Raw genomic sequence first — 26,728 nt, 5'->3', positions numbered from 1 at the left:
CAAAAATATTTTAGCAATTATGAATAATGGGTGTTAAATTTTAGATATCACTAAATTTAATTACGTTTTTTTTGAAGATGAAATAATTCGTGATGCTGCAGTCTGTAAGACTCCAGAGATTTATTAGATACTTAGACATATACTAAACATTTTTTTCTTGGCTAGGTGCCAAATGCATTAGTTTGATGTTATTTAAAACGAAAAATCCGCTGAAGATTATTCTCCAGCGGACTTACAAAAAGCTTATTTCGCTTAAAGCTTATTCCATATCAGGGTACCAGTCTAACTGAACCACTTCAATATCTGCATCTCCAGCGTTTACTAATTCTTTAAATTTGTCTACATCGCTTAAACCTTCTGTGCCACGGTAGTGATAAGGATAAACCTCTTTTGGTTTGAAAGCTAATACAGCTTCAGCAGCTTTATCAACAGTCATGGTGTAAGGTAAATTCATACACACAAATGCTTTGTCAATGTCTTTTAGATCACGCATTTCAGGAATATCTTCTGTATCACCAGAAAAATAAACACGCATTCCGTCTTTTTCAAGAACATAGCCATTACCACGTCCTTTTGTATGAAACTGCTTTGCTTCTTCACGCAGGTTGTACATTGGGATTGCTTCTATGCTAAAACCGTCTATAGTTTGCGTTTCACCATTGTTGATGATAGTTAACTGTGATTTAATATCACCTTCAAGTTGATCTGCAACCGCTTGTGGTACAATAATTTTTGTACTGTCTCCTTTTATGGCATTTAGCGTTTCTGCATCAAGGTGGTCACCGTGAATATCGGTTACTAATATAATCGCTGGTTCTGGCTCACCGTCATAAGCAGCCGCACCACCTACGGGATCGATATAAAAAACGGTATCATCCCAGTTAAAAACCGCCGAAGCATGCGAGATAGGAGTAAGATCAAAATCAGAAGAAGCAGTTTCTTCTGTTGTCATTGCAGTTTCTTGAGTTTCTGTAACTTCTGCTTCCTGACTTTTGTTGTCGGTCTTGCAGGCGATAAGCGCCAATGCAGTAAGCCCGGTTAATGCTAATTTTTTCATACTTTTTTAATTGATAGTTAGTTTCATTTTTATATCTGCCCGCTCATAGGGAAGATTATCTTCAAGCGGTACTTCTACGAATCCAAATTTATGATAAATGTAAATTGCGTTTTCAAGTCTTCTATTAGAATATAATATAAGACTATCAATTTTTCCGTTTTTAGCGTACTCCAGGCAGTATTTTATCAGTTTTTGACCGATTTTTTGACCTCTTAATGATTGGTCAACCGCCATTTTTGTGAGTTCTATTTCGCCATTACCTAATTTCATTAAAGCTACAACGCCAGCAACTTCACCATCTGCCAGAGCTACCAGAATATGACCGCCGGGCGAGATTATATATTTTTCAGGATTGCTAAGAACCTCTTCATCATGCGGTTCTACATAAAAATACTCTTCCAGCCATGCTATATTTAATTTTTTAAAAGCCGCTGCATATTCGGGTTTGTATGTGTCAAAAGTTATTGTCAAGGTATTTGATTTTCGTTAGAGAAACAAAGGTAAAACCTATTCGTATAAAACCTGTATGATAAATTTCTTCTATTCCTTTATTCTGGCGGCAAACGGTAAACGCTTCTATATGTATTTTTGTATTTTTAGCTTTTAAACCACTACAGCTATGATCAAGAAAAAACGAGGCTTAAATACGATTTGTACTCACGTAGGTGAGGTGCACGATAAACAATATAAAGGAGCAATTTCTCCTATTTACATGTCAACTTCATATGCTTTTGAAGACGTAGATGTAAAACGGTATCCACGTTATTTAAACACGCCTAATCAGGAAGCGCTTTGCAAGAAGATTGCTGCTCTGGAAGGGGCAGAGGCTGCTTTGATCTTTGGCAGTGGTATGGCAGCCGTAAGTACAGCTTTACTCGCTTTTTTAAAACATGGTGATCACGTGGTTCTGCAAAAAACGCTTTACGGTGGTACTTTTAATTTGGTTACCGAAGAATTTGACAATTGGGGTATCGAGTATACGTTTACAGATGGTTTGAGTGAAGAAGCTTTCGCGAAAGCAGTACAAGACAATACTAAAATTATTTACATAGAAACTCCGTCTAACCCTTTGATGACAATCACGGGGATGAAAATGGTTGCAGATCTTGCTAAAAAGCACGGAATAATAACCATGATCGATAATACATTTGCTTCACCGGTAAACCAAAACCCAATAGATTTTGGTATAGATATCGTGATTCACAGCGCAACAAAATATATGGGCGGGCATAGTGATATTCTGGCTGGCGCTGTAGCTGCATCGCAGGAACATATGGATAAAATATGGCATAAAGCCAAAAATCTGGGCGGCAGCCTGAGTGATTTTACGGTTTGGATGCTTGAGCGCAGTATGAAAACACTTGTTTTACGTGTTCAAAAACAGAATAAAAATGCCAAAAATCTGGCAAAATGGCTCGAAAAACACGATTTAGTAGAGCAGGTTTATTATCCCGGTCTCAAATCACATCCAGATTATGAGCTGGCCAAGTCACAAATGTCTGGCTTTGGCGGCATGCTTTCTTTTGAGTTAAAAGAAGGTCTTGACGCTACACAGTTTCAAAAAGAATTAAAATTAATAAAATCATCTATGAGTCTTGCGGGAGTTGAGTCTACCATACTTTCGCCTACAAAAACATCTCATGCTTTATTAAGTCCTGAAGAGCGAGAAAACCAAGGAATAAATGACGGGTTGCTTCGTTTTTCGGTTGGGATTGAAGATAAAGAAGACCTTATAGAAGATATAGAGCAGGCTTTAAAAATCATTACACAACACAGCCTGATCGCAGATAAATAATAAAATTTAATGAAATTAGATATACTCGCCGTGGGCGCACATCCCGATGATGTTGAATTGTCGTGTGGAGCTACCCTGGCAAAAGAAGTAGCAAACGGAAAAAAAGTAGGTGTTCTTGATCTTACACGTGGCGAATTAGGCACGAGAGGCTCAGCAGAACTTAGAGACAAAGAAGCAGCAGATGCAGCAAAAATATTGGGTTTAAGCGTACGCGAAAACATAGCTCTTGAAGACGGTTTTTTTCAGAATGATAAAGAATCTCAGCTCAAGATCATACAGATATTACGTAAGTACAAGCCAGAAGTTGTTTTGTGTAACGCTATTGACGATCGCCATATTGATCATGGTAAAGGCAGCAAACTGGTAAGCAATGCTTGTTTTTTAAGCGGATTGATTAAAATTAAAACAGAACTTGAAGGAGTAGAGCAGGAGCACTGGCGACCCAAACATGTTTATCACTATGTACAGTGGAAGAATATTACCCCAGATATAGTTGTAGATGTGACCGGTTTTATTGATACTAAAATGGAAGCAGTGCTGGCATATAGTTCGCAATTCTTCAATCCTGATATAAAAGAAGGTGACACGCCTATCTCGAGTGCAAATTTTAAAGAAAGTATCAATTACAGAGCACGTGATTTAGGGAGACTAATAGGGACAGAATATGGAGAAGGCTATACAGCAGAGCGATTTCCTGCGGTAGATTCCCTTTTTGATTTGATCTAGTAAAAAAATGAAATAAAAGTGTTGCTCAGATTGAGTAATTCACTTACATTTGCACCCGCATAATTCGGTAATGAATATGTGTTTTTAAATGGTGGTTGTAGCTCAGTTGGTTAGAGCGCCTGATTGTGGTTCAGGAGGTCGTCGGTTCGAGACCGATCTTCCACCCAAATGTAAAGCCTTTCAGAAATGAAAGGCTTTTTTTGTGGCTATAACTTAAGAATGGGAAGATGGTCGAGAAGTTTATCCTGAACACATTTCTGTGAAATGTGCTGAAGGGAGACCGATCTTCCACCCAAATGTAAAGCCTTTCAGAAATGGAAGGCTTTTTTTGTGGCTATAACTTAAGAATGGGAAGATGGTCGAGAAGTTTATCCTGAACACATTTCTGTGAAATGTGCTGAAGGGAGACCGATCTTCCACCCAAATGTAAAGCCTTTCAGAAATGGAAGGCTTTTTTTGTGGCTATAACTTAAGAATGGGAAGATGGTCAAGAAGTTTATCCTGAACACATTTCTGTGAAATGTGCTGAAGGGAGACCGATCTTCCACCCAAATGTAAAGCCTTTCAGAAATGGAAGGCTTTTTTTGTGCTCATTATTTATTTTCGTCAATCTGAACTAGTTTCAGATTCGCACAAGAAGAGACATAAAATGATGCGATTCCGAAATAAATTCGGAATGACGTTCTCTTAAAACAAAAAAACCTTTCCTGTTATGGAAAGGTTTTTTCATGCTATTCAATTAAGCTTTATTTCTTATCTACTACAATGCGCTCTGGTCTGTTAGCAAGTTCCCATGCTGTTAAGAAAACCAGTTTAGCACGTTTTGCAAGAAGCGGATAATTGATCTTATCCGGAGTATCAGAAACCTGATGATAATCATCGTGAACACCGTTAAAATAGAAGATTACCGGCACACCGTTTTTAGCAAAGTTGTAATGGTCAGATCGGTAATAAAAACGGTTAGGATCGTCTGGAGCATCGTATTTATAATCAAGTTCCAGATTGATGTATTTGTTGTTTATTTCTTCAGAAATATCATGTAGCTCTGTACTTAACATTGAAGAACCAATAAGATAAACATAATTGTCATCATCAGGATGATCATAATCCTGACGACCTATCATATCTATGTTAAGATCTGCCTCTGTATTTGCAAGTGGGAAAACAGGATGCTCTGCATAATATCTTGAGCCATAAAGGCCTTTTTCTTCTCCTGTAACATGTAAGAAAAGTATAGAGCGTTGTGGTCTGTAACCATTTTTAACGGCCTCATTAAAAGCATCTGCAATTTGCAACACTGCAACAGTACCAGAACCATCATCATCTGCACCATTAAAAACAACACCATCATCGCGCACACCTACATGATCAAGGTGAGCAGAAACTATGATAATCTCATCTGGTTTTGTGCTTCCTTCTATATATGCCAAAACATTCTCTGAAGCCTTTATACCGCTGTTTGCAGCAAAATAAGACTCAGGTACAGTTTGAAAATAAGTAGTATCTAATGGCGATTTTATATTATGATTTTCATAAAAATCCCTGAGAAAAGCAACCGCTTTTTTCTGACCTGGTTCCCCGGTCTCACGCCCTTCAAACTCATCTGAAGCATACGTGTAAAGCAAATCTTTAAGTTCTTCTGTGGTGATAGTCTGTGCATAATCCATAGGGTTTGCATCAGCTATATTCTTAGGGTGGTCAGAGTGATTTGTTGGTCCGCAGTTTAGCAGGAGCAATGACCCCATAAGGGCCGTGGTAAAAATTAATCGTTTCATATATTTTATTAAGAGTCGTTAAATGTACATTATTCAGATATAAATTAAATAGCCTTCGCTAAAATTTAGCCTGTGATTGATTGTGTGTTCTATAGATTTATTTCGAAATAACCATTTTCCTGAGCTTTAGAAATCGAGGAGTTTGTATAGTCATTAATGAATCCTGCAACTGAAGTTATATTGCTAAACTCCTCAACCTTATGAGTAGTTGTAATTACAATAGCGTGTGAGTTTGCATTTTCTGCTGCTTTAGCTCCTGTAGGACTGTCTTCAAAAATCACACAGTCAGTTATGGGAATATTAAGTTGCTGTGCAACTTTCACAAAAACCTCAGGATCTGGTTTTCCTTTTGTTACCATATCTGAACTTACTACTGTGCTAAAATACTTTCTCAGGTTAAGAGCATCTAAAACAAATTTTACGTTCTCTGGGGGTGCAGCTGTACCAATTCCCATAGGAATTCCTGCCTCAACAGCTTGATTTAGAAATCGCTCTAAACCATCAATTAACGCTATTTTATCGGCAAAAATCGTTCTGTATTCCTCTTCCTTGTCCCAAGCGATCTGCCTGATTTCTTCGTCATTAAATCTATCGCCAAAAAGCCTGCTAATGATCTCTTCATTTACGCCATGAATTTCCTGCATGACCTGCTCAATCGTCATTTGCTTACCTAGAGAGGCGAGTTTACGCTGCCAGGCTTTGTGATGCACCATCATGTTGTCTATCATAGTGCCATCCATATCAAATATTAGAGCTTTTACTTTCAGCGATTTTTGCATGTTTTGGGTGAATTTTTGGCTTTAAAAGTTACTTTTTAGATCTACGCCAGAGTATATACAGAATGATTATTATCAGCGGAATGACAATGTAAATGATGACATCCTGTAGATTATTAAGATCTAAAGCTGAGTTATCATTGGGATGAGGTAAGTCTTGTGATATCTGAATTGCCATTTTTTCTTTACAATTTAAATAATTTAACCTGAGTAAACTTATTACGAGAGCGTTATGACTTTACATAAGCCCAGCTTTCTTGCCCTGATTTTAGCGTTACTTTTTTTCTTTTGTAGAACACACCTTCATAATTGTCTGCAATTAAAATTTCCTCAAGAGACACTTTAAAGACAACGCCTTCTACTTTATCCTTATCATTTCCGGTATATTCAATAACAGGATAGATACTTTGTACTTTATTTCTGGGCAGTTTTATTTCGCTTGAGCTATAGCCTACAAGTTCATCTGAAGTACCACTTAAAGTACGGTTGAATAATTTTTGTTGAACAGACTCTTTGGCCAAAGTGCCATAAGTAAAAAGATATTGATCTATCATCGTATTTTTAATTTGTTAATCTATATTAATTCTTCTATATCTGGCTAGCAGTATCATAAAAACCCCGTAAGCCAGCAATCCCAAAGCTACTACGCCAAGCACAATTGCACCAAATTCATTTTTTAGAAATTTAAAGGCTTCTACTTTTCCACCGGCCTCCTGCGAGTTGGCTGTGTAAGCTGCTTTAAATAGCAGGAACGAAATAATTGCAATTACAATTCCACGGGCGGTAAAGCCTATTTTACCAGAGCGTATAAGTGCTTTTTTACCATTTTCATCGATATCAGAATCATGAATTTTATCTCTGAACCTTTCTGAATAAGCCCTGTAAAATTGAAAAATTGCTTTACCTAAGAATCCCAAAGCGATAACGCAAATAATTATCTGCCCGTAGGTTTCTTTAAGCAGTTCCTGAATGTAAGATTGTTTACTTCCGCCAGAATTTGAAGCCGCGCCTATAATTCTCTTTATTACTGAAAAGGCTAAAAAACCATAAAAGATCGCACTGGTGGCAAATCCTAATCTGGTTACTATTCCGGAGGTATCATTGCCTTTATTTTCATGATCAAAAAAGGTCTGGTATAACCGCTAAAAAACAAAACCTATTAAACCAAGTGCAGTAACGCCAAGTAATACTTTACCAAATGGCTGTTTACTCAAAAATTGAAAAACACCGTCGCTGCCTGTAGTGTCACCACCTAAATTAAAAGCCGCCAGCGTAGTTAATAAACCAATGACACAGTACACAAAGCCTTTAGTAGCGATACCAAATCGAGCCAGTTTCTCTCTTTTATGTTGTACCATAAATTAGTTCTTTAAAGTGAAATGACCCTTTTTTTCGGTTCTAATTCCTTCTACATCTACCAGAACCATATGAAACCAATAATCATCTGTAGGCATACGCTTACCTTTAAAAGTGCCGTCCCATCCCAGATCGTTTCTTAGCACTGCTAATAGTTTGCCGTAACGATTAAAAATGGTTGTTGATACTTGCGTATACACATTTAAATCTACACCCTGAGCAGCCCAAATATCATTGTAACCATCGTTATTAGGAGTAAAATATTGTGGAAAACCTAAAACCGAAACTTGCGTGGCAAGAGTAGCACATTGATCTATACCTCTCACGTATAAGATATGAGTGCCTGCTGTCACATTTGTAAAAATAGGAATGCTTTTGTATGCACCTTCCGCATCATCAATCGCAAATTCTACATTACCTGCATATGATCCTGAATTGTATGCTACCTCTATTTCATACAAATTTCCGTTATCTGAAATTATAACCTGATCACGCTCTATTGCTGGCGGCGGATCTTTGACAACTACCTGTACAGCTTCTCTGGAGCCGCTAAGACAATCAGCTGGACTTGCCGCTACATAAAAAGTTTTGGTTTCTGAGATATAAGGTGTGTTGAATGTATTTCCTTTGGCTATAGGCTCACCACCAGAGGATGTTTCATACCAATAAATTATGCCTCCATTTGCAGTTGCATTGAGCGTTGCATTGCCAGGAGCACAGAATTCGCTTGACGTTGTAGAAGTTATTTCCGGTATAGTTAAATGTGTACTAGCAGCTATTTTAAGTTGGGGATCACCCGGTGTGCCCCCATATTCTACGATAAAACCGCGAGGTATATAATCTGCATCCTGTTCACCCACATTCCGAAGGTCATTCCATGAACCGGCTAAGCCTATTCCTGGCGAAGTTATGTGCGCATAATCTTCATCATTTAGATTGTTGGGTTCACCATTATTCCAAAAAGCGAAATTTGGTGAACTGCCGTTTACACCGCCATTCCAAAAAACAGTTCCTGCTTCGGGGCCTGTCACCCATTTCCAGACGCCTTCTGTTTCTGCATCACTACCGCCTATCCAGCCAGAGCCTCCTGCCTGCTTGCCACAAAGCTGAGCTTCATCTTCTGCTAGTATTGTAGCAAGATAGCCCTGCAAGCCATAATAGGTGCTATTTTCTGCTCTGTCTTTTGCATCTGCCCAGCTTATATTATCCTGAGCCACATATTGGTAATAATGATCTGTAGAAGGTAAATAATTTGAGTTGCCTATAGTTATGGAAAAATACCGCTCTCCTGACGGGTTAGCAGCAGTACTTTCATAAACCACATTATTTACAGCGGCTATCATGTTGTCAATATCTACGGTAGCGGCATTTAAGCCTGATAGAGTTAATTTGCCGCCATCAACATCCCAGGAATCAGCAATTGTGGGATGATTACCAATAAGATAAAGCTTGTCTTCACTTTTTATATAACCTGTTGAAATTTGTAATGATATACTTTCAATTGTAGTATCATCAGGATCTGTAATATCAAAATACGAAGTGATATAGACCTGACTACCGGCACAGTATTCTATTTCGCCTTGAGCTGTTAATTCCGGCGGCATATCTGCCTGTGAAAAAACTGCTGTACTAAAAAGTAAAAAGCAATTGAATAAAACCTTTTTTATCATGTGGAAAAGTAGTGATTTAAAAAATCACCACATCTGGTGAACAGTGGGTTTTATATATGCTTCATAAATGGCATTCATTTTTTCTATTTTCTCTTCTGTAAGAGCTGGCAGATCGTAGATTGAAAGGTTAGATTCTACGTGCTCCACTTTTGATGCACCCGGAATAATGCAGCTTACTTCGTTAAAATTCAGAATCCATTTTAGGGCAATAGGAGCGAGATTTTTAGTGTCTGGGAAGAGTTTTTTAAGCTCTTCTACCGCTTTTAGTCCTAGCTCATAATCTACACCTGCAAAGGTTTCACCTTTATCAAAAGCATCACCATCTCTGTTGAAGTTTCTGTGATCGTCACTATCAAAAGAAGTATTCTCGTCAAATTTACCAGTTAAAAGACCACTGGCTAAAGGAACACGTACAATTATACCTACATCATTTTTTTTAGCCTGGCTAAAGAACAATTCTGAAGGGCGCTGTCTAAAAAGGTTGAAGATTATCTGAACCGTGTTTACATTAGGATACTGCATCGCTTTTATAGCTTCTTCTACCTTCTCAACACTAACACCAAGATTGCGTATTTTACCCTCATCTTTTAGTTTGTCAAACATTTCAAAAATCTCAGGGCGATAATAGGTGTCTGTAGGCGGGCAGTGCAATTGCACAAGATCTAAAACATCAAGACCGGTGCGTTTTAAGCTGTCTTCAACATATTTTTTTAGTATTTCTGGCTGGTATTTTTCATCGATATGTGGATTTATTTGTCGCCCACATTTCGTGGCAACGTGAATCCATTCTGACCGGGAATTTACAACTCTGCCTACGGCTTTTTCACTCAAACCATTTTCATAAACATCTGCTGTGTCTATGAAATTCACGCCATTGTCTATGGCAGTATTTATGATATGATCTGCTTTTTTATCATCAAATTTTGATCCCCATTTGCCACCTACTTGCCAGGTGCCTAATGAGATTTCTGAAACTTCTATATCTGATTTTCCTAGTCTGCGATATTTCATGCTAATGCTTTTTAAGTTGAAGTTTTTAAAAATACAAATTGTGTGTTTTAAAGCTGATTTCTACATCAATCTTGTCATTTTTTTAACTTCTGCGACCCATTTTTTAGCCTGTTTACTACGGTTGTAGTTTTACAATAAATACCTGTTCTGCCTTTTCTAAAGTCTGAAAGCCCTTATGAAGTGCAATTTGTTCAACATCATAAGGATAAAATGAAACCGGCTCAATACAGACCATATTAGGAACTTCGGTCCAAAGCATAAAGTTGCCAAAGCCTTCTGTTTTTATGGTGATCTCCTTCTCATCTTTAAGCGTGATCTCACTACAATCTGGTACAGAAAGTGCGCGACTACCTACCGCAAGAACTTCTTCTAAAGTAATGGTTTTATCAAAAGTTTTTATTTCAGGTTTTGAAATATGCAGATTAAAAGCAGGATGATAGCCCAACATAAAAGGCATATTTTCTTCCCCTGAAATATGAAAGGAAATAGTAAGACCTTTTGAATCTAATTGAAATTTTTTCACAAACTGAAAATCATAAGGCCACGATAAATATTCTATAGAAGATTTTGCCGGGTATTTAGAATTGAGAACCGGCGTATTTCTATGATATATCTTTTCATAAACAGCTTCTGTGGCAGATGATGATTTGAGTTTATATTTAAGCTCGCGTAACAAACCATGCTGGTCCTGAAAGGCATTTCCTTTTTCAGTTATTACTTTAAAACCTGCCTCATTTGTTGGTCCTATTATAGGAAACATTTCAGTATCTGAATTTCTCCAGCCCGGACTGTCTTTTTGATGAATGTACTCGTATCCTTCTACGCTGAAGCTTACAAGTTCACCTTCATCAATTTGTACTACTGCTTTATTGAGAGTAAGTTCTGTCATAGAAATGGTTTTTTAGGTTTGCCGAAAATTAGGCTTATAAAGCCGATTTTGCGGTTATTTCGGCGATTTTTATGATTACTTCTACCGCTTTTTGCATACTTTCTACAGGCACATATTCAAACCTGCCGTGAAAATTATGACCACCGGCGAAAATATTAGGGCATGGTAAACCCATATATGAGAGTTGAGAGCCATCTGTACCACCGCGAATAGGTTTAATTTCTGGAGTTACACCCACAGCTTTCATAGCTTCTTCGGCAATATCAACAATATGTATAACTGGTTCTATCTTTTCACGCATATTAAAGTATTGATCTTTTATTTCTAAAGCCACGATCTCTTTACCATACTGGCTGTTGATCTCTGTAGCCAGATTATACATTACCTCTTTGCGCGCTTCAAAATGCTTGCGGTCATGGTCACGAATAATGTAGTCAATTTCGGTTTCTTCTACATCTCCTTTTATATTATGCAGGTGAAAAAAACCTTCTCTTCCTGAAGTGTGCTCTGGTGTCTCAAGTCTGGGTAGCGAACTGATAAAATCCTGCGCGATATACATGCTGTTTATCATTTTGCCTTTAGCGTAGCCGGGATGAACACTTTTACCTTTTATAGTAACTTTTACACCGGCAGCGTTGAAGTTCTCGTATTCTAGTTCGCCAATCTGGCTGCCATCCATCGTGTAAGCCCATTCTGCGCCAAACTTTGCGACATCAAATTTATGTGCGCCACGACCTATTTCTTCATCTGGCGTAAAACCTACTTTAATCGTACCATGCTCTATCTCTGGGTGATTTTTTAAATATTTTACAGCTTCCATTATTTCTGTAATACCTGCTTTATCATCTGCGCCAAGCAAGGTTGTACCGTCTGTAGTAATTAAAGTCTGACCTTTATATTGAATTAAATCGTCAAAGTCATTAGGCGAAAGAATAATGTCCTGATCTTGATTTAGCACAATATCTTTTCCGTCATATTTTTCTATAATTTGAGGCTTCACATTTGTTCCTGTAAAATCAGGAGTTGTGTCATAATGAGCAATAAAACCAATTACAGGAGCTGTACTATTAATTGTGGCGGGTAAGGTAGCCATGATGTAACCGTTATCATCTATGGTAACATCATCTAGATCTAACGCATTTAGTTCATCTACCAGCTTTCTGGCCAGATCCCATTGTTTGCTCGTACTGGGAGTACTCTGGCTCGCTGCATCACTTTGTGTGTCTATTGTAACGTAGCTAACAAAGCGGTCAATAATTTGAGATTTAGGTATCATAGAGGCGATTTTTTACTGAAATAGGGCGGTTTTTAACTTAAAAAGTTCATTTTCTTGTTATTACGGCCTTATAAGGGTTTTCTTTGAGTTATCTTTAATGTTCAAAAATCAATTTTTCACTAATCAAAAATAGAATTATGATAAGAAATTACATCATTATGTTATTGTTTTCTTTTGGGTTAACCATGACTGGTTATACACAAGAAGTTACAGGTACGGTCTTAGATGATCAATCTACACCTTTGCCCGGTGTTTCTGTAGTGGTAAAGGGCACAGATAGAGGTACAATTACAGATTTTAATGGCGTTTACACTATAGAAGCATCTCAGGAAGATGTGCTTGTTTTTTCTTTTGTAGGCTTTGATACGCAGAGTGTTCCTGTTACAGGAACCACTATAAATGTCACTATGAAATCTGGTGTGGCACTCGATCAGGTGGTTTTAATAGGAACACGTAACCCCAGCAGAACAGCAATAAATTCTGCAGTGCCTGTAGATGTTCTTGATGTGGAAGAAATTAAGGAGAATTCGCCACAAATTACGGTTACAGAAATTCTTAATTATGCAGCTCCTTCATTTTCATCTAACCCACAGACTATTTCTGATGGTACAGATCATATCGCTCCTGCTTCATTACGAGGTTTAGGGCCAGATCAGGTTTTGGTACTTATTAACGGTAAAAGAAGACATAAAACTGCCCTGGTTAATATAAACGGAACTTTTGGTAGGGGTTCTGTAGGTAGTGATCTGTCTGCAATACCAACAAATGCAATTAAGCGTATTGAAATTCTAAGAGATGGTGCTGCTGCACAATATGGGTCAGATGCAATCGCCGGAGTTATAAATATTGTATTAAAAGAAGTAACTAATGAACTCGCTCTTGATGTGACTACGGGAGCAAATTTTACCAGCGAAAACCCAGATGATGGTATTGATGGTGAGAAAATAAATATTGGTGCTAATTACGGTTTGCCCATAGGAGAAGATGGCGGATTTGTAAACCTTACCGGGAATTTCAATTTTAGAGGAGCAACAAACAGAATGCAATCATATACAGATCAAATTTTTAACGGCTTTAATGCTGTAGAACGCGTTGCAGATCAAAACGGCGCAGATCTTCTTGATCTGGAAACTAATTTTGATGCTATCGTTAATTATGCTCAAAGCGCTGGTTTACCTTCAGATGTTTTAACGGCAGTTAATAATGCTGATGATCTTAGCGATCTGCAAACAGCATTAAATTTTGATAATACACAGGCAGAACTTGCTGCAAGAGGGCAGGATAGAAGTGATTACAATATGAGAGTTGGTCAGTCTGAATTAAGAGGAGGTCAGTTTTTTGGAAATCTCGAGATCCCTTTAGGTGATGATCTGGCTCTTTATTCCTTTGGTGGATTAAGTTTTAAGAACGGAAATGCCGCAGGTTTCTATCGTTTACCTTTTCAGGCTAGAGCTTATACACCGGCCAGACTTGATGGCTTTCTTCCGGAAATTAATTCGAATATAAAGGACAAAGCGATCGCTATAGGAATACGAGGTAAAGTAGGAGAGTGGAATGTTGATCTTAGTAACAATACTGGTAAAAATGATTTCACTTACAGAATTAGTAACTCGCTAAATGCGTCTTTACAAAACTCAACTCCTTTTGAAGCAGATGCAGGTGGTTTCTATTATGGTGAAAACACTACAAATCTTGACGTAAGCAGATTTTATGAAGATATAATGTCTGGACTCAATATTGCATTTGGTGCAGAATACAGAATTGAAAATTACGGTATAACTGCAGGAGAAGAAGTCTCTTATGCGCAATACAACACTTTAGGTAATGTACATGACCCTACAGATCCTGACTCTATGGTGCCTACAGATTTTTTAGGAGAAGAAAGACCGGGAGGTATTCAGGTTTTTCCTGGGTTTAAACCCGAAAATGAAGTAGATGCTTACCGTAATTCTATCGCCGGTTACCTCGATGTAGAAGCAGACATAACTGAAACATTTAGACTTACAGGTGCTTTGCGGTATGAAAACTTTTCAGATTTTGGCGGAACGTTGAATGTGAAATCTTCTTTCTTATTAAAAGCAACAGAGAATTTAAGTTTTAGAGGTTCTGTGCAAACAGGATTTAGAGCACCTTCACTTCATCAAATACATTATAATTCTACTTCAACCTTATTTGTTGATGGTGTGCCGCAAGAGGTGGGTATTTTTCCTAATACATCGCGGGCAGCACGTATTATTGGTATAGATGAATTGAAAGAAGAGACTTCGCTTGGTTTTACAATAGGAGCGACGGCTAATATTCCTGATGCCAATTTAAAACTTACGTTAGACGGTTATCTTGTGAATATTGATGACAGGATCATACTTACAGGCCAATTTGGTTCTAACGGCGATCCTGAACTTGCACGTTTATTTCGCGAAGCAAATGCAACGCAGGCAGCTTTCTTTACAAATTCTGTAGATACGCAAACTAAAGGGATCGATTTTGTAGCAGATAACAGGGCCAGGCTTTCAGATAACTTAAGATTGACAAATACATTGTCATTTACTATTTCTAAAACAACCGTAGAAAATGTCAATATCCCACAAATTATAACAAATGCCGGTCTTGCCGAAACTTTCTTTGACAGAACAAGCCGTATCTATCTTGAAGCAGCGGTGCCCAGAACAAAGGGTACGCTTACCAATAATTTAAGCGTAGGTGAGGATTGGAATGTATTTTTACGAAACAGTTATTTTGGCGAAGTTGAAGAAGCTACAAACACGGTAGACGGTGTTGATCCTTATTATGGAGGTAAAGTCGTGACAGATTTGAGTTTCTCTCATAATTTTGCAGAAGGTGTACGATTTACATTAGGAGCAAATAATTTATTAGACGTTTACCCTGATGAAGCAGATCCTTCATTTCAATCTGGTGGCAGATTTATATATTCAAGAAGATCTACACAGTTTGGTACTGCAGGAAGATTTCTATTTGCACGACTTAATTTCACTATAAAATAAATAAGTAATTCAATAAAAAAAGGCTCCTTATAATGAGGAGCTTTTTTTATTTCAGGATATTCCACTAAACAAACTTTTAATTTGTAGACGAGCGAATTACCTTTGGCTCAATTTTATCCCGATATGTATAAATCACTTATAAGACCGCTATTATTTCGTTTTGATCCTGAAGAAGTTCACCATTTCAGTTTTAAAATGATAAAGATTATGAATCAATTAGGACTGGGCGGACTAATAAAAAGTGCTTTTACTGTAGAAGATCCTTCCCTCGAGCGTGAGGTATTTGGTTTAAAATTTAAAAATCCGGTAGGCCTGGCCGCAGGGTTTGATAAGGATGCAAAACTTTACAAAGAGCTTTCTAACTTCGGCTTTGGGTTTATTGAGATTGGCACCTTGACACCTAAACCACAATCTGGCAATCCCAAAACAAGGCTTTTTAGATTAAAAGAAGATAAAGCGATAATCAACCGCATGGGCTTTAACAATGGTGGCGTAGAAAAGGCGGTTAAGAGATTACAGAAAAATAAAAATGTACTTATAGGGGGTAATATTGGTAAAAATAAAATAACTCCTAACGCCGAAGCGATTACAGATTATGAGATCTGTTTTGAAGCTTTGTTTCCATATGTAGATTATTTCGTAGTGAATGTGAGTTCACCTAATACTCCTAATCTTAGGGAGCTTCAGGATAAAGAACCCCTTACCAGATTGCTAAATGCGTTGCAGGTAAAGAATAATCAAAAGGTAAAAACCAAGCCAATACTACTAAAAATCGCCCCAGATCTTACAAATTCGCAACTTCTAGATATCATTGCTATTGTTGAAGAAACAAAGATTGACGGGATAATAGCCACAAATACGACGATTTCAAGAGAGAATTTAAAGTCTGAAGTAAAAGGCGAAACAGGTGGAATGAGTGGGGCACCGCTTAAAGAAAGATCTACCGAAGTCATTAGGTTTCTAGCCGAAAAAAGTAATCATGCTTTCCCTATTATTGGTGTAGGCGGTATCAACAGTCCGCAGGATGCTATAGAGAAATTAGAAGCAGGGGCAACCCTTATCCAGGTGTATACGGGATTCATTTATGAAGGTCCCGCGTTGATAAAGCAAATAAATAAGGAACTCCTTAAGAGAAATAGTTAATATTATTATAAGTTAAAGTTGCAGAGTTTTTATATACGCTAAAAAGCAATATTTTTCGTTGTTTAAAATAAAGTTTTGACCAATCAAAAACCTAACTCAATTATTAATTTATCTAAAAAGGAGAAGACAAGATTTAAATTTTTACTGTGTTTTTTCCTTATTCCGCTCAGTTTTCTAGGGCAGACGACAACTATTGATTCGCTCAAAAATCTCCTTGAGCATACAAGAGATACACAAGACCGTATTGATCTCTATGAGAAAATAGGTTATGAGTTTCTTTATAAAAATCCCGATACTGCAAATGTCTATATAGATAAACTTATAGATTTATCTGAAAATGCTGGCTATGACAAGGGTCTTGCTCTAGGTTACAACCGCAAGGGAACTTATTATATCATCACTGCTCAATATTCTCATGCGATAAGAATGCTTTTAAAGGCAATACCTTATTATGAGAAATTACATGATAGCTCTGGTATCGCAAAAGTTTACGGCAATATAGGAGCGCTTGATTATTATTTACGTGATTATAAATCTGCTCTTGAGAATTTTAACAGGGCGATGAATTATGTGCCAGAAAATGATTCGGCTAATAATGCAAGCAGATTTCTCACCAATTTTAGTGGTGTTTATCGCAGTATGAATATGCCAGATAGTGCATTGGTGTATGCAAAAAAGGCTATCAGGATTAACACACAGCTTAAACAGCCACGCGAACTCTCGATCTCATATGTAAATATGGGAGCTGCACAGTTTGAACTTAAAGAATTTAATGAAGCTTTAGCTACCCTAAATAACGCTATAGATTATCCCGAACTTCCCACTCAATTTTTATTAATAGCACGTATCTATAAAGCAAGAACTTATATAGCTTTAGGTCAAATTGACGCTGCAGAAGAAGAACTTAGGGATCTTGAGGATCAATGCGATAAACTTAAAGATCAGGATTTATTGCTTCAGCTTTACAAGACAAAATCAGAATATTTCGCGAAAAGCAATGATTACAAAAGTGCACTTACCTATTCAGAAAAATATATTGGCCTAAACGCAAAACTGCATAATACAGAGCAAATACAAACGCAGCAGAATTTAAAAGTTCAGTTTGAAACGAAACAAAAGGAAGATCAAAATAAAATTTTAAGACATGAGGCCGAACTTCAGGAATTAAAAATAAACAACCAGTGGTTTGTACTTCTGGGCGTGGGTATTTTCATTCTCGTGCTACTCATGTTGCTTATCATTATGTATCGTTTATATAAGATGAAGCAAAAGGCCAATAGTCTTCTTTATGAAAAGCACCAGATACTAAATGCAAATAACAAGAATCTGGAACAAATAAATTCTCAAAAGAACAATCTCTTTTCTATTGTTGCTCACGATATTAAGAGTCCGTTAAGCGTTATAATCTCAACCGTAGATATGCTTAAGGAGAATATAAATTCTTTTAGTAAAGAAGAACTGCTTATGCTCACCACAGAGCTAAGTATTCAAACAAAAGGTATTTATCGCCTTCTGGACGGGGTACTTGCATGGGCCAGATCACAAATGGATGGTTACGTTTTTGATAAAAACCCGGTAGAATTAAACAGTGTTATTCAGGATATTCTTATTTCAAAATCGACTCGGATTGAAGAGAAGAATATAAAAATTGAGAACAAGATTGCGCCCGGACGAACTATTATTTCTGACGCACAGGTAATAGAGGTAGTGATACGCAATTTTACTGATAATGCTATTAAATTCACTCCGGTGAACGGCTCAATTTCCTTTACTATAGAAACCATTGATAATGAATATCGCATTGCTGTTTCAGATACTGGTGTCGGGATGTCTCAGGAGACAATAAAAAAGATATTTGAAGATTCTACTCGTCATACTTCAAAAGGCACAAATCAGGAAGTAGGTAATGGTATAGGTCTTATTTTGTGTAAAGACATTGTGCACAAATTAGGGGGAGATATTGAGGTTGAGAGTGAGCCGGGCAAAGGATCAATATTTACTTTAGTTTTACCCTTACAATAGTATCTAGAGTTTTTTTTGAAAAGTAGTTGTGTATATTTGATGTTACAATTAAATATATGCCCGAAACTATTAAAATCATAGAATGCCCGCGTGATGCAATGCAGGGAATAAAACAATTTATTCCTACTACAGCAAAAGCACAGTACATTCAGTCAATATTGCGTTGCGGTTTTGATACCATAGATTTTGGCAGTTTTGTTTCGCCTAAAGCGATCCCACAAATGAGTGACACCAGTGAAGTTCTTGAGCTTCTCGACCTTAGTCACACAAACACTAAATTACTTGCTATCGTGGCCAATGTAAGAGGAGCGCAGGACGCGGTAAATTTTGAGAAAGTAAGTTATTTAGGGTATCCTTTTAGTATTTCAGAAAACTTCCAGATGCGTAATACGCATAAGACGATTGCAGAATCTGTTGAGGTTTTAAGTGAAATACTAGAACTCGCAGATAAAAATAATAAAGAAGTTGTAACTTATATTTCTATGGGTTTTGGTAATCCCTATGGTGATCCTTGGGATGTCGAAATAGTAGGAAATTGGACTGAAAAACTGGCAAAAATGGGGGTAAAAATACTTTCCCTTTCAGATACGGTGGGTACTTCAGATCCTGAAACCATAACTTATTTGTTCTCTAATCTTATTCCAAAATTTCCTCAGGTAGAATTTGGGGCTCATTTACATACCACACCTTCATCCTGGCATGAGAAAGTTGATGCCGCTTATAAAGCCGGATGCAGACGTTTTGACGGAGCGATACAAGGTTACGGAGGTTGCCCTATGGCGAAAGATGAACTTACGGGGAATATGCCAACTGAAAAGATGCTGTCATATTTTTCTGCTGTAAAAGCTGAAACGGGTATACGCACAATGAGTTTTGAGAGCGCTCATAATGAAGCCTCAAAAATATTTTTAAATTATCACTAAACCGCTTTTAAGCTACCGCATTTTGTGGTGCCCAATGTGAGCATAACATTCCGGGTGCAGCTTTTTGAGGATGAGCACATGTGGGCCCTTGATAACGCGCACAAGTAGTGCAGTTAGGGTCATCTTTTAACATCATGATCATATCAAAACTATCACAGGTATGTCTTGAAGTGACAGACGTTTCATGTTCAGTACAAAATTCACCTTCAACAAAATGATTGCAGTTTACGCAGCTATTTCCTAATCTAATGGCCATAGTTCTTTAGTTTTCTCTTTTAAAGTTAAGCTTAATGATTCATATGTTAGAATTAACTATCATATTTTCAATAGTTTGTATTTAGATTGCATAAGAATATCGTTAAAAATCACCCCCGATTTTTAACGTTTTCAACCGATTTTTCACCTGTAGAGGCAGATTTTAAAATTATATATCCCATAACTGTCGCTTTATTACTGTACATTTGCACGCAATTAAATCTTAATTGCGATGACGGCTCACGAATCTAAAATAATTGGAGAAGGTCTAACTTACGACGACGTACTCCTTGTTCCAGCCTTTTCTGATGTTCTTCCCAGAGAAGTAAATATTCAATCAAAATTTTCCAGAAACATTTCACTCAATGTGCCCATTGTATCAGCTGCTATGGATACTGTGACAGAGTCGAGAATGGCAATCGCTATTGCTCAGGAAGGTGGCATAGGTGTTCTTCATAAGAATATGACCATTGAGGAGCAAGCCTTAAAAGTGCGCCGGGTAAAACGTGCAGAAAGTGGGATGATAATAGATCCTGTGACCTTGCCGCTTACGGCTAAGGTTAAAGATGCTAAACGCAGTATGGCAGAGCATGGCATTGGCGGGATTCCCATTGTAGATGAAGCAGGTACCTTAAAAGGTATTGTGACAAATCGGGATCTAAGATTTGAAAAGAATAACGAGCGAGCCATTATTGAAGTAATGACAAGTGAAAATCTTGTTACAACCTCAGAAGGTACTTCTCTGGCAGATGCAGAAGATATTCTGCAGGAAAGCAAAATTGAAAAATTGCCCGTTGTCACGAAAGAAAATAAACTTATAGGGCTTATAACCTTTAGAGATATTACAAAGCTTACCCAGAAGCCTATAGCTAATAAAGATCAGTACGGTCGTTTACGCGTTGCTGCAGCCGTAGGTGTTACAGGCGATGCTGTAGCCAGAACAGAAGCACTTGTAAATGCAGGTGTTGATGCGGTGGTAATAGATACAGCTCATGGTCATACTAAAGGTGTGGTAATGGTGCTCAAGGAAGTGAAGAAAAAATTCCCAGATCTAGATGTTGTTGTGGGGAATATCGCAACAGCGCAAGCAGCTAAATATCTTGTAGATGCCGGTGCAGATGCTGTAAAAGTAGGTATAGGTCCCGGTTCTATTTGTACAACCCGTGTAGTTGCAGGTGTAGGTTTTCCGCAATTTAGTGCGGTGCTGGAAGTTGCCGCTGCAATTAAAGGCAGCGGAGTGCCTGTTATCGCAGATGGCGGAATTAGATATACAGGTGATATTCCTAAAGCGATCGCTGCCGGTGCAGACTGCGTGATGCTGGGCTCACTTCTTGCAGGAACTAAAGAATCTCCAGGTGAAACGATTATCTACGAAGGTAGAAAGTATAAAACCTACAGAGGTATGGGTTCTGTTGAGGCCATGAAACAAGGCTCAAAAGATCGTTATTTTCAGGATGTTGAAGATGATATTAAAAAACTAGTACCAGAAGGTATTGTAGGTCGTGTGCCTTACAAAGGTGAGTTGTATGAAAGTGTTCATCAATTTATAGGTGGTCTGCGTGCAGGTATGGGATATTGTGGATCTAAAGATATAAACACGCTTAAAGAAACAGCGCAGTTTGTAAAAATTACTTCAAGCGGTATTCATGAGAGTCATCCACATGATGTTACAATTACTAAAGAAGCTCCTAATTACAGCAGGTAATGAGATTGAATTATATAAAATAAAAAAGGAGCTTTTCATCATGAAAAGCTCCTTTTTTGTATCAAAAATCGGGTGTTTTATTGCTTTAAAGGCACACCTAACTTATCTGCTACAGCTTGTGTAAGATCGTATGTTGGGTCAAAATAACCTACACCAGAATTTAAAGTAAGTACTTGAGAATAGTTCTGTGCTTTTGCAACTTCATCAAGAGCTTTACCTACTTTTTCATAAAGTGGTTGCATCAACTCATTTTGCTTGATCTGGATCAAACCCTGAGAGTTTTGACGAAATTTCTGGATGTCTTGCTCTAAGCCTGCAAGATCTTGTTGCTTAGTTTTCTTTTCTGCATCTGTAGCAGTAGTTTCAACGCTTTGATATGCTTTAACCTTCTCCTGATATTTAGATACTAAGTCGCTAAACTGCTTGTCAAGATCAGCACCGTATGCTTCAAGGTCTTGTTGTACTTTAATAAGTTCAGGAAGGCTTGCTAATACAAGATCACTGTCTACAGTACCTACCTTAGTTTGAGCAAAAGAGCTGAAACTAACAAAAAGAATAACAAGTGGTAAGAATAATTTTTTCATTTCTGTTATTTTAAATAAACCGGCATGATTAACGTTAAATCCGGCAGGGGTTAATTGATTTTCTAAAAGATGAATTAAATAAAGTTTGGCAAAGATAAAAAAGCAGCTTACCTGTCAAAGCATTTAGTAATTATTCTTTAATCAGTGGGTTGCTCAAAGTATTCACCGCGATGAGGCTTTAAGCGATCACGTACTTCGCGCATCTGCTCTTCTTCTACAACAATATATGCGAGACTTTGCATATTGTTTATCGCTTCAGTCCCAATTAGATTTTTATTGAGGTGCTTTTCGCTATTAGCGTAATCTAATAAATGCTTACTGTGATGTTCTGCTATTTTAGCTGCTTCCGGGCCCTTAAAGTCCCAGATGAGTTTAATTAATTTTGCCATAGTTTTTGAATATTCAATTCTCGTGCCAGAAATTTTAAGTTTGATTTTCCTGCAAATTACCATGATTATTTAACCATAGTAACTAAAATGGCAATATAGCTATTGCGGCAGCGTTGTAGAACAGCTTTTAATTGTTATTTTTGCTCACTATTTATGCGATTTACAAAAATTAAATATTTCTCTTTTTTTCTCGTTTTTTGCGCTGCGTCAATTTTACATGCCCAGGATCAGGTGTTGATGACGATAGATGGCGACCCGGTTTATGCAGACGAGTTTAAACAGGTTTACCTTAAAAATATTGATCTTGTAGAAGATCAGGAACAACGAGAACTTTCTACTTATCTAGAGCTTTTTAAGAACTACAAATTAAAGCTTAAACAGGCTTATGATCTGGGTCTTGACAAGCGTGAAGATCTTACCCAGGAATTAGATGGGTACAAGGCGCAGCTCGCTCAAAACTACATGACAGATGGGCCGGTGACAGATGCTTTAGTAAAAGAAGCCTATGAGCATAGTGTAGATGAAGTGCGCGCAAGCCATATTATGATAAGCTTGCAAAATGTATTGACAAAAGAAGATACACTGCAAGCGCTTGAAAAAATTAAAGCTATACGCGAAAAAGCCATAGCAGGTGCCGATTTTGAAGCGCTGGCAAAAGTGGAAAGTGAAGACCCTTCTGCTGCAAATAATGGCGGTGATCTGGGCTGGTTTAATGCCTTTAAAATGGTTTATCCTTTTGAAGTGGCTGCTTATAATACGCCTGTTGGCGAAATTTCAGATGTTGTAAAGACCAGATTTGGTTATCATATTTTAAAAGTCACAGATCGCAAAAAATCTCAGGGCGAGGTTGAGGTGGCTCATATAATGGTTGTCTTTGATCAAAAAGATGAAAGTATAGATCCTGAAACCCGTATTAATGAGATCTACCAGAAATTAATGCAGGGAGAATCTTTTGAAACATTAGCCGGGCGCTATAGTGACGATTCTAAAACAGCAAGAGTAGGTGGTAATTTAGGTAGATTTGGTGCAGGTGCTCTTAATAGTCCAAAATTTGAAGAAGTGGCTTTTTCTCTTAAGGAACCTGATGAAATAAGTAAACCATTTAAGTCTGAACAAGGCTGGCATATTATTAAGCTCATTCAGAAATACCCAGTTAGTTCGTTAGCAGAAATGCGTTCCTATCTTGAGAGCAAAGTAAAAAATGACAGCAGGTCACAACTCGCAAGTGAGGCTTTGGTATCTAAGTTGAAAAATCGGTATAAAGTGACTAAAAACCCCGATTTTATTACCGATTTTCAGAAATTGAAAACACTTTTTTTAGAAATGAAAAGCTGGCAGACTGCTCTTTCGCCGGAAGAGCGAAGTAAAGAGGCAGTGAAAGTTGAAGATGCTGTTTATACGTACGGTAATTTTGCAGATTATTTACAGCGATGGGCAAATGTGAAGCAAGATTGGGGAAGTGAAGATGCAATCGCACAGCTTTATAAGGGTTTTGAGAATATTGTTTTAAAAGAATATTATCAGTCACATTTAGAAGAGGCAAATCCTGAATATGCCAAGGTTGTAAAAGAATATGAAGAGGGTGTTTTAATTTTTGCCTTAATGGAAGAGAAGATTTGGAACACTGCAAAAAATGACACTACAGGTCTTTCGGCTTTTTATAAAGAACATAAAGCTCAATATACCTGGCCTAAGCGTTACGATGTCATTGTAGCGAGTTCACCAGATCTGGATAAAGCGAGTGAAGCCAGAGGACTACTCAAAAAAGGACTTTCTACAGAAGAAATAAAGAAAACAATAAACAAAGGTGGTAAGGTAAATATCTTTATAACTCATAAAAAAGTTGCACTAGAAGATAAATTGCTTCCGGAAGAATATATGCCTGTTTCAGGAGTTTCTAAAATATATAAAGAAGGTGATTATAGTGTTGTTGTTTTAAAAGAGATCATTCCTGAAAGTACCCAAACACTTAATGAAATTAAGGGAAAAGTAATAAACGATTTCCAGCAGGAACTGGAGAAAAAGTGGATGGATGATCTTGCAGCTACTCACGATATTGAGGTGAACGAGAAAGTTTTTAATAAAATAAAGCAAGAATTGTCACGATAAATGAAGAGTTCAGTCCTTAGTTTAATGATATGTTTTTTTGCATTTACATCGTGCGATTATTTTAAGAAGGAAGATCCTGGAGTACCTGTAGCTCGAGTAAATGAGAATTATTTGTATCAGGAAGATGTATCGGCTTTAGTAACACCAGAAATGAGTGTAGAAGATAGTTCACTTGTTGTGAATGGTTTTATAAACAGATGGGCAACGCAGCAGTTGTTAATAGATGGTGCTAAGCGCAATATTAATATAAGTGATCAGCAGCGTCTTGATGATCTGGTAGAGCAGTACAAAACAGATCTCTACTCTCAGGCGTATAAAGATGTATTAGTAGAAAAAAGTCTTGATTCTGCAATTAGTGACGCAGAGGTAAAAGAGTTTTATGAGGAGAATGAAGCAAATTTTAGACTTAATGAGGAGCTTTTAAAACTTCGGTTTATTCAGATAAACGATACAGACTATAATATACGGACAATAAAAGAGCGATTTATAAGATATAATGCAGAAGATAAAAAGTACCTCGATTCTATAGCAGTACAATTTCAGTCTTATAATCTTAATGATTCTATCTGGGTAAGTAAGGATAAGGTTATAAATACGATAAAACCTATAACCCCTGAAAATGAAGAGCGGTATTTAAATATTACTAATTTTCTGCAATTGCGTGATTCATTAGGGTTATATTTGGTCGCTATAAATGATAAGCTAAATCGCAATGAGTATGCACCTTTAGAGTATGTGGTGCCTACAGTGAAACAGATAATTTTAAATAAACGTAAGTTGGAGTTGGTAAAACAACTGGAAAAGGATATTACTAAAGATGCAATTAAAAACAAACAATTTGAGATCTATAATTAAAGCAGCAGCAGTATTAGCAATACTGGTTAATTTTTCTAGTATAACTGCGCAGGAAGTTGTAGACACAACAGAGGTAGCAAGTGCAACTGTACAAGACACAGTGAAAGCTGAAAAACCGCAGGGTTTTAAAGTAGACGGTGTAGCGGCAGTAGTAGGGCAGTACGTGATTCTTGACAGCGACATTTCGCAAGCTTTAGCCTCCTTAAAAAGTCAGGGTGTTTCTGACGGTGTGGGTAAATGCCAATTGCTTGATAAGCTTATGGAAGATAAGTTATATGCACACCAGGCAGTAATAGATAGTATTGACGTACCAGAATCGCAGGTTAGATCTTATACAGATCAACAAATCGCATATTTCTTACAACAGTTTAATGGTTCTGAAGAGCGTTTATTAAAGTTCTATCGTAAGGAGAAAATGGAAGATCTTGATAAAGATCTGTACGAGCTCAATATGAACCAGGAATTGGCTAAAGCGATGCAACAAAAGATCGTTGAAGATATTGAGATAACTCCGGAAGAAATTAGAAGTTACTACAATGACGTTTTAAAGCCAGACCCACCGGTTTTTGGTGTAGAACTGGAGATTTCTAAAATCCTGATCGAGCCGGAAGTTCCCGAAGCTGAAAAGCAAAAGGTTATTGATGAACTTAATGGTTATAGAAGAGATATTGTAGAGAACGGAAGCAGTTTTGCAACTAAAGCTGTTCTTTGGTCTGAAGACGAATCTTCAAGAGGAGATGGTGGACTTATGAGAGACGTGACGCGTAAGTCAAGTCTGGTAAGAGAATTTAGAGATGTAGCATTTAGTTTGCAGGAAGGTGAAGTAAGTGAACCTTTTGAAACAGAATTTGGTTTTCATATAATTCAGGTTGATAAAATAAAAGGACAAAAGATAGATTTACGTCATATTCTAAGAATTCCTAAGGTTACAAAAGAGTCTGAAGAAAAAGCAAAAGACCTTATAGATACGATTAAGAAACGTGTAGAAGCTGGTGAGCTTACTTTCGCAGATGCGGCAAAAGAATTCTCAGATGAGAAAGAAACAGCGAGCGATGGAGGTATTATGATAAACCCGGTAACACAAGATCGTATGTTTGAACTTAAAAATATGGATCCAGACATTTATCCTAAAGTTCAAAATCTAAAAGTAGGTGATATTTCTCAGGTATATAACAATCCTACACGTACAGGTCGCACGCGATATGAGATCTATACAGTTTCAGATCGTGTAGAAGAGCACAAAGCAGATTTTGCTCAGGATTATGTGAAGATTAAAAATCTGGCTTTACAAGCGAAACAAATAAAAGCGGTGCAGAAATGGCAAAATGAAAAGATTGCCGAAACTTACATCAAGCTTAATGGCGATTACCGTGATTGCGACTACAAGAATAACTGGCTAAAAAAATAAGT

At 37.3% G+C, this 26,728-nt stretch carries 25 protein-coding genes and 1 tRNA gene; 11 read left to right on the top strand and 15 right to left on the bottom strand.

Going from position 1 to position 26,728, the window contains the following annotated elements:
* Positions 1-259: 259 nt before the first annotated feature.
* Together ACH3O9_RS00640 and ACH3O9_RS00635 are read right to left on the bottom strand one after the other, a co-directional pair.
* Positions 260-1,057 (bottom strand): MBL fold metallo-hydrolase, encoded by a 798-nt coding sequence (locus tag ACH3O9_RS00640; RefSeq protein WP_416443344.1) that lies wholly within the window; start codon positions 1,055-1,057, stop codon positions 260-262.
* A gap of 6 nt (positions 1,058-1,063) precedes the next feature.
* Positions 1,064-1,528 carry a GNAT family N-acetyltransferase gene (locus tag ACH3O9_RS00635; RefSeq protein ID WP_416443342.1) on the bottom strand — a complete coding sequence of 155 codons (465 nt, stop codon included), beginning with the start codon at positions 1,526-1,528 and terminating at the stop codon, positions 1,064-1,066.
* A gap of 148 nt (positions 1,529-1,676) precedes the next feature.
* Between ACH3O9_RS00635 and ACH3O9_RS00630 the strand changes: the two genes are divergently transcribed.
* From ACH3O9_RS00630 to ACH3O9_RS00620, 3 genes are all read left to right on the top strand, one after another.
* Positions 1,677-2,852, top strand: coding sequence for a trans-sulfuration enzyme family protein (locus ACH3O9_RS00630; protein ID WP_416443340.1), 1,176 nt, complete (start codon positions 1,677-1,679; stop codon positions 2,850-2,852).
* Positions 2,853-2,861: 9 nt separating this feature from the next.
* Positions 2,862-3,578, top strand: a complete 717-nt coding sequence (bshB1, locus tag ACH3O9_RS00625) for a bacillithiol biosynthesis deacetylase BshB1 (RefSeq protein ID WP_416443338.1) — start codon at positions 2,862-2,864, stop codon at positions 3,576-3,578.
* Between the two features lie 90 nt (positions 3,579-3,668).
* A tRNA-His gene (locus tag ACH3O9_RS00620) sits at positions 3,669-3,744 on the top strand.
* A gap of 580 nt (positions 3,745-4,324) precedes the next feature.
* On the opposite strand, the gene ACH3O9_RS00615 is transcribed toward ACH3O9_RS00620, so the two are convergent.
* The 10 genes from ACH3O9_RS00615 to pepT form a co-directional block, all read right to left on the bottom strand.
* A complete protein-coding gene (locus ACH3O9_RS00615; RefSeq protein ID WP_416443336.1) occupies positions 4,325-5,353 on the bottom strand; it encodes a M28 family metallopeptidase in 1,029 nt (342 codons plus the stop codon).
* Positions 5,354-5,442: 89 nt separating this feature from the next.
* The gene (locus ACH3O9_RS00610; protein WP_416443334.1) at positions 5,443-6,132 is read right to left on the bottom strand and encodes an HAD family hydrolase; all 690 of its coding nucleotides are present in this window, start codon (positions 6,130-6,132) and stop codon (positions 5,443-5,445) included.
* A gap of 28 nt (positions 6,133-6,160) precedes the next feature.
* Positions 6,161-6,307 carry an adenylosuccinate synthetase gene (locus ACH3O9_RS00605; protein WP_416443332.1) on the bottom strand — a complete coding sequence of 49 codons (147 nt, stop codon included), beginning with the start codon at positions 6,305-6,307 and terminating at the stop codon, positions 6,161-6,163.
* 52 nt (positions 6,308-6,359) lie between these two features.
* On the bottom strand, positions 6,360-6,683 hold the full coding sequence (locus ACH3O9_RS00600; protein ID WP_416443330.1) for a gamma-glutamylcyclotransferase family protein: 324 nt from the start codon (positions 6,681-6,683) through the stop codon (positions 6,360-6,362).
* A 15-nt stretch (positions 6,684-6,698) separates the two neighbouring features.
* Positions 6,699-7,217: a DUF1206 domain-containing protein gene (locus ACH3O9_RS00595; RefSeq protein WP_416446738.1), complete on the bottom strand. Its 519-nt coding sequence runs from the start codon at positions 7,215-7,217 to the stop codon at positions 6,699-6,701.
* 54 nt (positions 7,218-7,271) lie between these two features.
* Positions 7,272-7,487, bottom strand: coding sequence for a DUF1206 domain-containing protein (locus ACH3O9_RS00590; protein ID WP_416443328.1), 216 nt, complete (start codon positions 7,485-7,487; stop codon positions 7,272-7,274).
* 3 nt (positions 7,488-7,490) lie between these two features.
* A complete protein-coding gene (locus ACH3O9_RS00585; RefSeq protein ID WP_416443326.1) occupies positions 7,491-9,155 on the bottom strand; it encodes a T9SS type B sorting domain-containing protein in 1,665 nt (554 codons plus the stop codon).
* A gap of 24 nt (positions 9,156-9,179) precedes the next feature.
* Positions 9,180-10,166 carry an aldo/keto reductase gene (locus tag ACH3O9_RS00580; protein ID WP_416443324.1) on the bottom strand — a complete coding sequence of 329 codons (987 nt, stop codon included), beginning with the start codon at positions 10,164-10,166 and terminating at the stop codon, positions 9,180-9,182.
* 115 nt (positions 10,167-10,281) lie between these two features.
* Positions 10,282-11,055, bottom strand: a complete 774-nt coding sequence (locus ACH3O9_RS00575) for an aldose 1-epimerase (protein ID WP_416443322.1) — start codon at positions 11,053-11,055, stop codon at positions 10,282-10,284.
* A gap of 34 nt (positions 11,056-11,089) precedes the next feature.
* Positions 11,090-12,331 carry a peptidase T gene (pepT, locus tag ACH3O9_RS00570; RefSeq protein ID WP_416443320.1) on the bottom strand — a complete coding sequence of 414 codons (1,242 nt, stop codon included), beginning with the start codon at positions 12,329-12,331 and terminating at the stop codon, positions 11,090-11,092.
* 137 nt (positions 12,332-12,468) lie between these two features.
* Here pepT and ACH3O9_RS00565 point away from each other — a divergent pair, with 137 nt between their 5' ends.
* The 4 genes from ACH3O9_RS00565 to ACH3O9_RS00550 all read left to right on the top strand — a co-directional run bounded on the left by ACH3O9_RS00565 (position 12,469) and on the right by ACH3O9_RS00550 (position 19,421).
* A complete protein-coding gene (locus ACH3O9_RS00565; RefSeq protein ID WP_416443318.1) occupies positions 12,469-15,333 on the top strand; it encodes a TonB-dependent receptor in 2,865 nt (954 codons plus the stop codon).
* 123 nt (positions 15,334-15,456) lie between these two features.
* Positions 15,457-16,476 (top strand): quinone-dependent dihydroorotate dehydrogenase, encoded by a 1,020-nt coding sequence (locus ACH3O9_RS00560; protein WP_416443316.1) that lies wholly within the window; start codon positions 15,457-15,459, stop codon positions 16,474-16,476.
* A 75-nt stretch (positions 16,477-16,551) separates the two neighbouring features.
* Complete coding sequence (locus ACH3O9_RS00555) at positions 16,552-18,498, top strand: ATP-binding protein (protein WP_416443314.1); 1,947 nt, start codon at positions 16,552-16,554, stop codon at positions 18,496-18,498.
* Positions 18,499-18,554: 56 nt separating this feature from the next.
* Complete coding sequence (locus tag ACH3O9_RS00550) at positions 18,555-19,421, top strand: hydroxymethylglutaryl-CoA lyase (RefSeq protein ID WP_416443312.1); 867 nt, start codon at positions 18,555-18,557, stop codon at positions 19,419-19,421.
* A 7-nt stretch (positions 19,422-19,428) separates the two neighbouring features.
* Here the strand turns inward: ACH3O9_RS00550 and ACH3O9_RS00545 are convergent, their stop codons facing one another.
* Positions 19,429-19,677, bottom strand: coding sequence for a hypothetical protein (locus ACH3O9_RS00545; RefSeq protein WP_416443310.1), 249 nt, complete (start codon positions 19,675-19,677; stop codon positions 19,429-19,431).
* Positions 19,678-19,908: 231 nt separating this feature from the next.
* On the opposite strand from ACH3O9_RS00545, the gene guaB reads away from it, so the two are divergent.
* Positions 19,909-21,381, top strand: a complete 1,473-nt coding sequence (guaB, locus tag ACH3O9_RS00540) for an IMP dehydrogenase (RefSeq protein ID WP_416443308.1) — start codon at positions 19,909-19,911, stop codon at positions 21,379-21,381.
* 77 nt (positions 21,382-21,458) lie between these two features.
* Here the strand turns inward: guaB and ACH3O9_RS00535 are convergent, their stop codons facing one another.
* Together ACH3O9_RS00535 and ACH3O9_RS00530 are read right to left on the bottom strand one after the other, a co-directional pair.
* Positions 21,459-21,965 (bottom strand): OmpH family outer membrane protein, encoded by a 507-nt coding sequence (locus ACH3O9_RS00535; protein WP_416443306.1) that lies wholly within the window; start codon positions 21,963-21,965, stop codon positions 21,459-21,461.
* Between the two features lie 137 nt (positions 21,966-22,102).
* Positions 22,103-22,354, bottom strand: a complete 252-nt coding sequence (locus ACH3O9_RS00530; protein ID WP_416443304.1) for a hypothetical protein — start codon at positions 22,352-22,354, stop codon at positions 22,103-22,105.
* Between the two features lie 153 nt (positions 22,355-22,507).
* Between ACH3O9_RS00530 and ACH3O9_RS00525 the strand changes: the two genes are divergently transcribed.
* From ACH3O9_RS00525 to ACH3O9_RS00515, 3 genes are read left to right on the top strand one after another with little or no spacing between them, the layout of a single operon-like run.
* Positions 22,508-24,463: a peptidylprolyl isomerase gene (locus ACH3O9_RS00525; protein WP_416443302.1), complete on the top strand. Its 1,956-nt coding sequence runs from the start codon at positions 22,508-22,510 to the stop codon at positions 24,461-24,463.
* Positions 24,464-25,318 carry a peptidyl-prolyl cis-trans isomerase gene (locus ACH3O9_RS00520; RefSeq protein ID WP_416443300.1) on the top strand — a complete coding sequence of 285 codons (855 nt, stop codon included), beginning with the start codon at positions 24,464-24,466 and terminating at the stop codon, positions 25,316-25,318. It abuts the gene before it with no gap.
* Positions 25,302-26,726 carry a peptidylprolyl isomerase gene (locus ACH3O9_RS00515; RefSeq protein ID WP_416443298.1) on the top strand — a complete coding sequence of 475 codons (1,425 nt, stop codon included), beginning with the start codon at positions 25,302-25,304 and terminating at the stop codon, positions 26,724-26,726. The genes ACH3O9_RS00520 and ACH3O9_RS00515 overlap by 17 nt, the downstream gene beginning before the upstream one ends.
* Positions 26,727-26,728: the final 2 nt, after the last annotated feature.

The organism is Leeuwenhoekiella sp. A16 (assembly GCF_047946675.1).
Taxonomy (GTDB): domain Bacteria; phylum Bacteroidota; class Bacteroidia; order Flavobacteriales; family Flavobacteriaceae; genus Leeuwenhoekiella.
This window is presented reverse-complemented; position numbering and strand designations above follow the sequence as displayed.

Coding starts and splice junctions, on each gene's coding strand:
- ACH3O9_RS00640 (WP_416443344.1), bottom strand. CDS start 1,057: ATGAAAAAATTAGCATTAACCGGGCTTACTGCATTGGCGCTTATCGCC.
- ACH3O9_RS00630 (WP_416443340.1), top strand. CDS start 1,677: ATGATCAAGAAAAAACGAGGCTTAAATACGATTTGTACTCACGTAGGT.
- bshB1 (WP_416443338.1), top strand. CDS start 2,862: ATGAAATTAGATATACTCGCCGTGGGCGCACATCCCGATGATGTTGAA.
- ACH3O9_RS00615 (WP_416443336.1), bottom strand. CDS start 5,353: ATGAAACGATTAATTTTTACCACGGCCCTTATGGGGTCATTGCTCCTG.
- ACH3O9_RS00610 (WP_416443334.1), bottom strand. CDS start 6,132: ATGCAAAAATCGCTGAAAGTAAAAGCTCTAATATTTGATATGGATGGC.
- ACH3O9_RS00605 (WP_416443332.1), bottom strand. CDS start 6,307: ATGGCAATTCAGATATCACAAGACTTACCTCATCCCAATGATAACTCA.
- ACH3O9_RS00600 (WP_416443330.1), bottom strand. CDS start 6,683: ATGATAGATCAATATCTTTTTACTTATGGCACTTTGGCCAAAGAGTCT.
- ACH3O9_RS00590 (WP_416443328.1), bottom strand. CDS start 7,487: ATGGTACAACATAAAAGAGAGAAACTGGCTCGATTTGGTATCGCTACT.
- ACH3O9_RS00585 (WP_416443326.1), bottom strand. CDS start 9,155: ATGATAAAAAAGGTTTTATTCAATTGCTTTTTACTTTTTAGTACAGCA.
- ACH3O9_RS00580 (WP_416443324.1), bottom strand. CDS start 10,166: ATGAAATATCGCAGACTAGGAAAATCAGATATAGAAGTTTCAGAAATC.
- ACH3O9_RS00575 (WP_416443322.1), bottom strand. CDS start 11,055: ATGACAGAACTTACTCTCAATAAAGCAGTAGTACAAATTGATGAAGGT.
- pepT (WP_416443320.1), bottom strand. CDS start 12,331: ATGATACCTAAATCTCAAATTATTGACCGCTTTGTTAGCTACGTTACA.
- ACH3O9_RS00565 (WP_416443318.1), top strand. CDS start 12,469: ATGATAAGAAATTACATCATTATGTTATTGTTTTCTTTTGGGTTAACC.
- ACH3O9_RS00560 (WP_416443316.1), top strand. CDS start 15,457: ATGTATAAATCACTTATAAGACCGCTATTATTTCGTTTTGATCCTGAA.
- ACH3O9_RS00550 (WP_416443312.1), top strand. CDS start 18,555: ATGCCCGAAACTATTAAAATCATAGAATGCCCGCGTGATGCAATGCAG.
- ACH3O9_RS00545 (WP_416443310.1), bottom strand. CDS start 19,677: ATGGCCATTAGATTAGGAAATAGCTGCGTAAACTGCAATCATTTTGTT.
- guaB (WP_416443308.1), top strand. CDS start 19,909: ATGACGGCTCACGAATCTAAAATAATTGGAGAAGGTCTAACTTACGAC.
- ACH3O9_RS00535 (WP_416443306.1), bottom strand. CDS start 21,965: ATGAAAAAATTATTCTTACCACTTGTTATTCTTTTTGTTAGTTTCAGC.
- ACH3O9_RS00530 (WP_416443304.1), bottom strand. CDS start 22,354: ATGGCAAAATTAATTAAACTCATCTGGGACTTTAAGGGCCCGGAAGCA.
- ACH3O9_RS00525 (WP_416443302.1), top strand. CDS start 22,508: ATGCGATTTACAAAAATTAAATATTTCTCTTTTTTTCTCGTTTTTTGC.
- ACH3O9_RS00520 (WP_416443300.1), top strand. CDS start 24,464: ATGAAGAGTTCAGTCCTTAGTTTAATGATATGTTTTTTTGCATTTACA.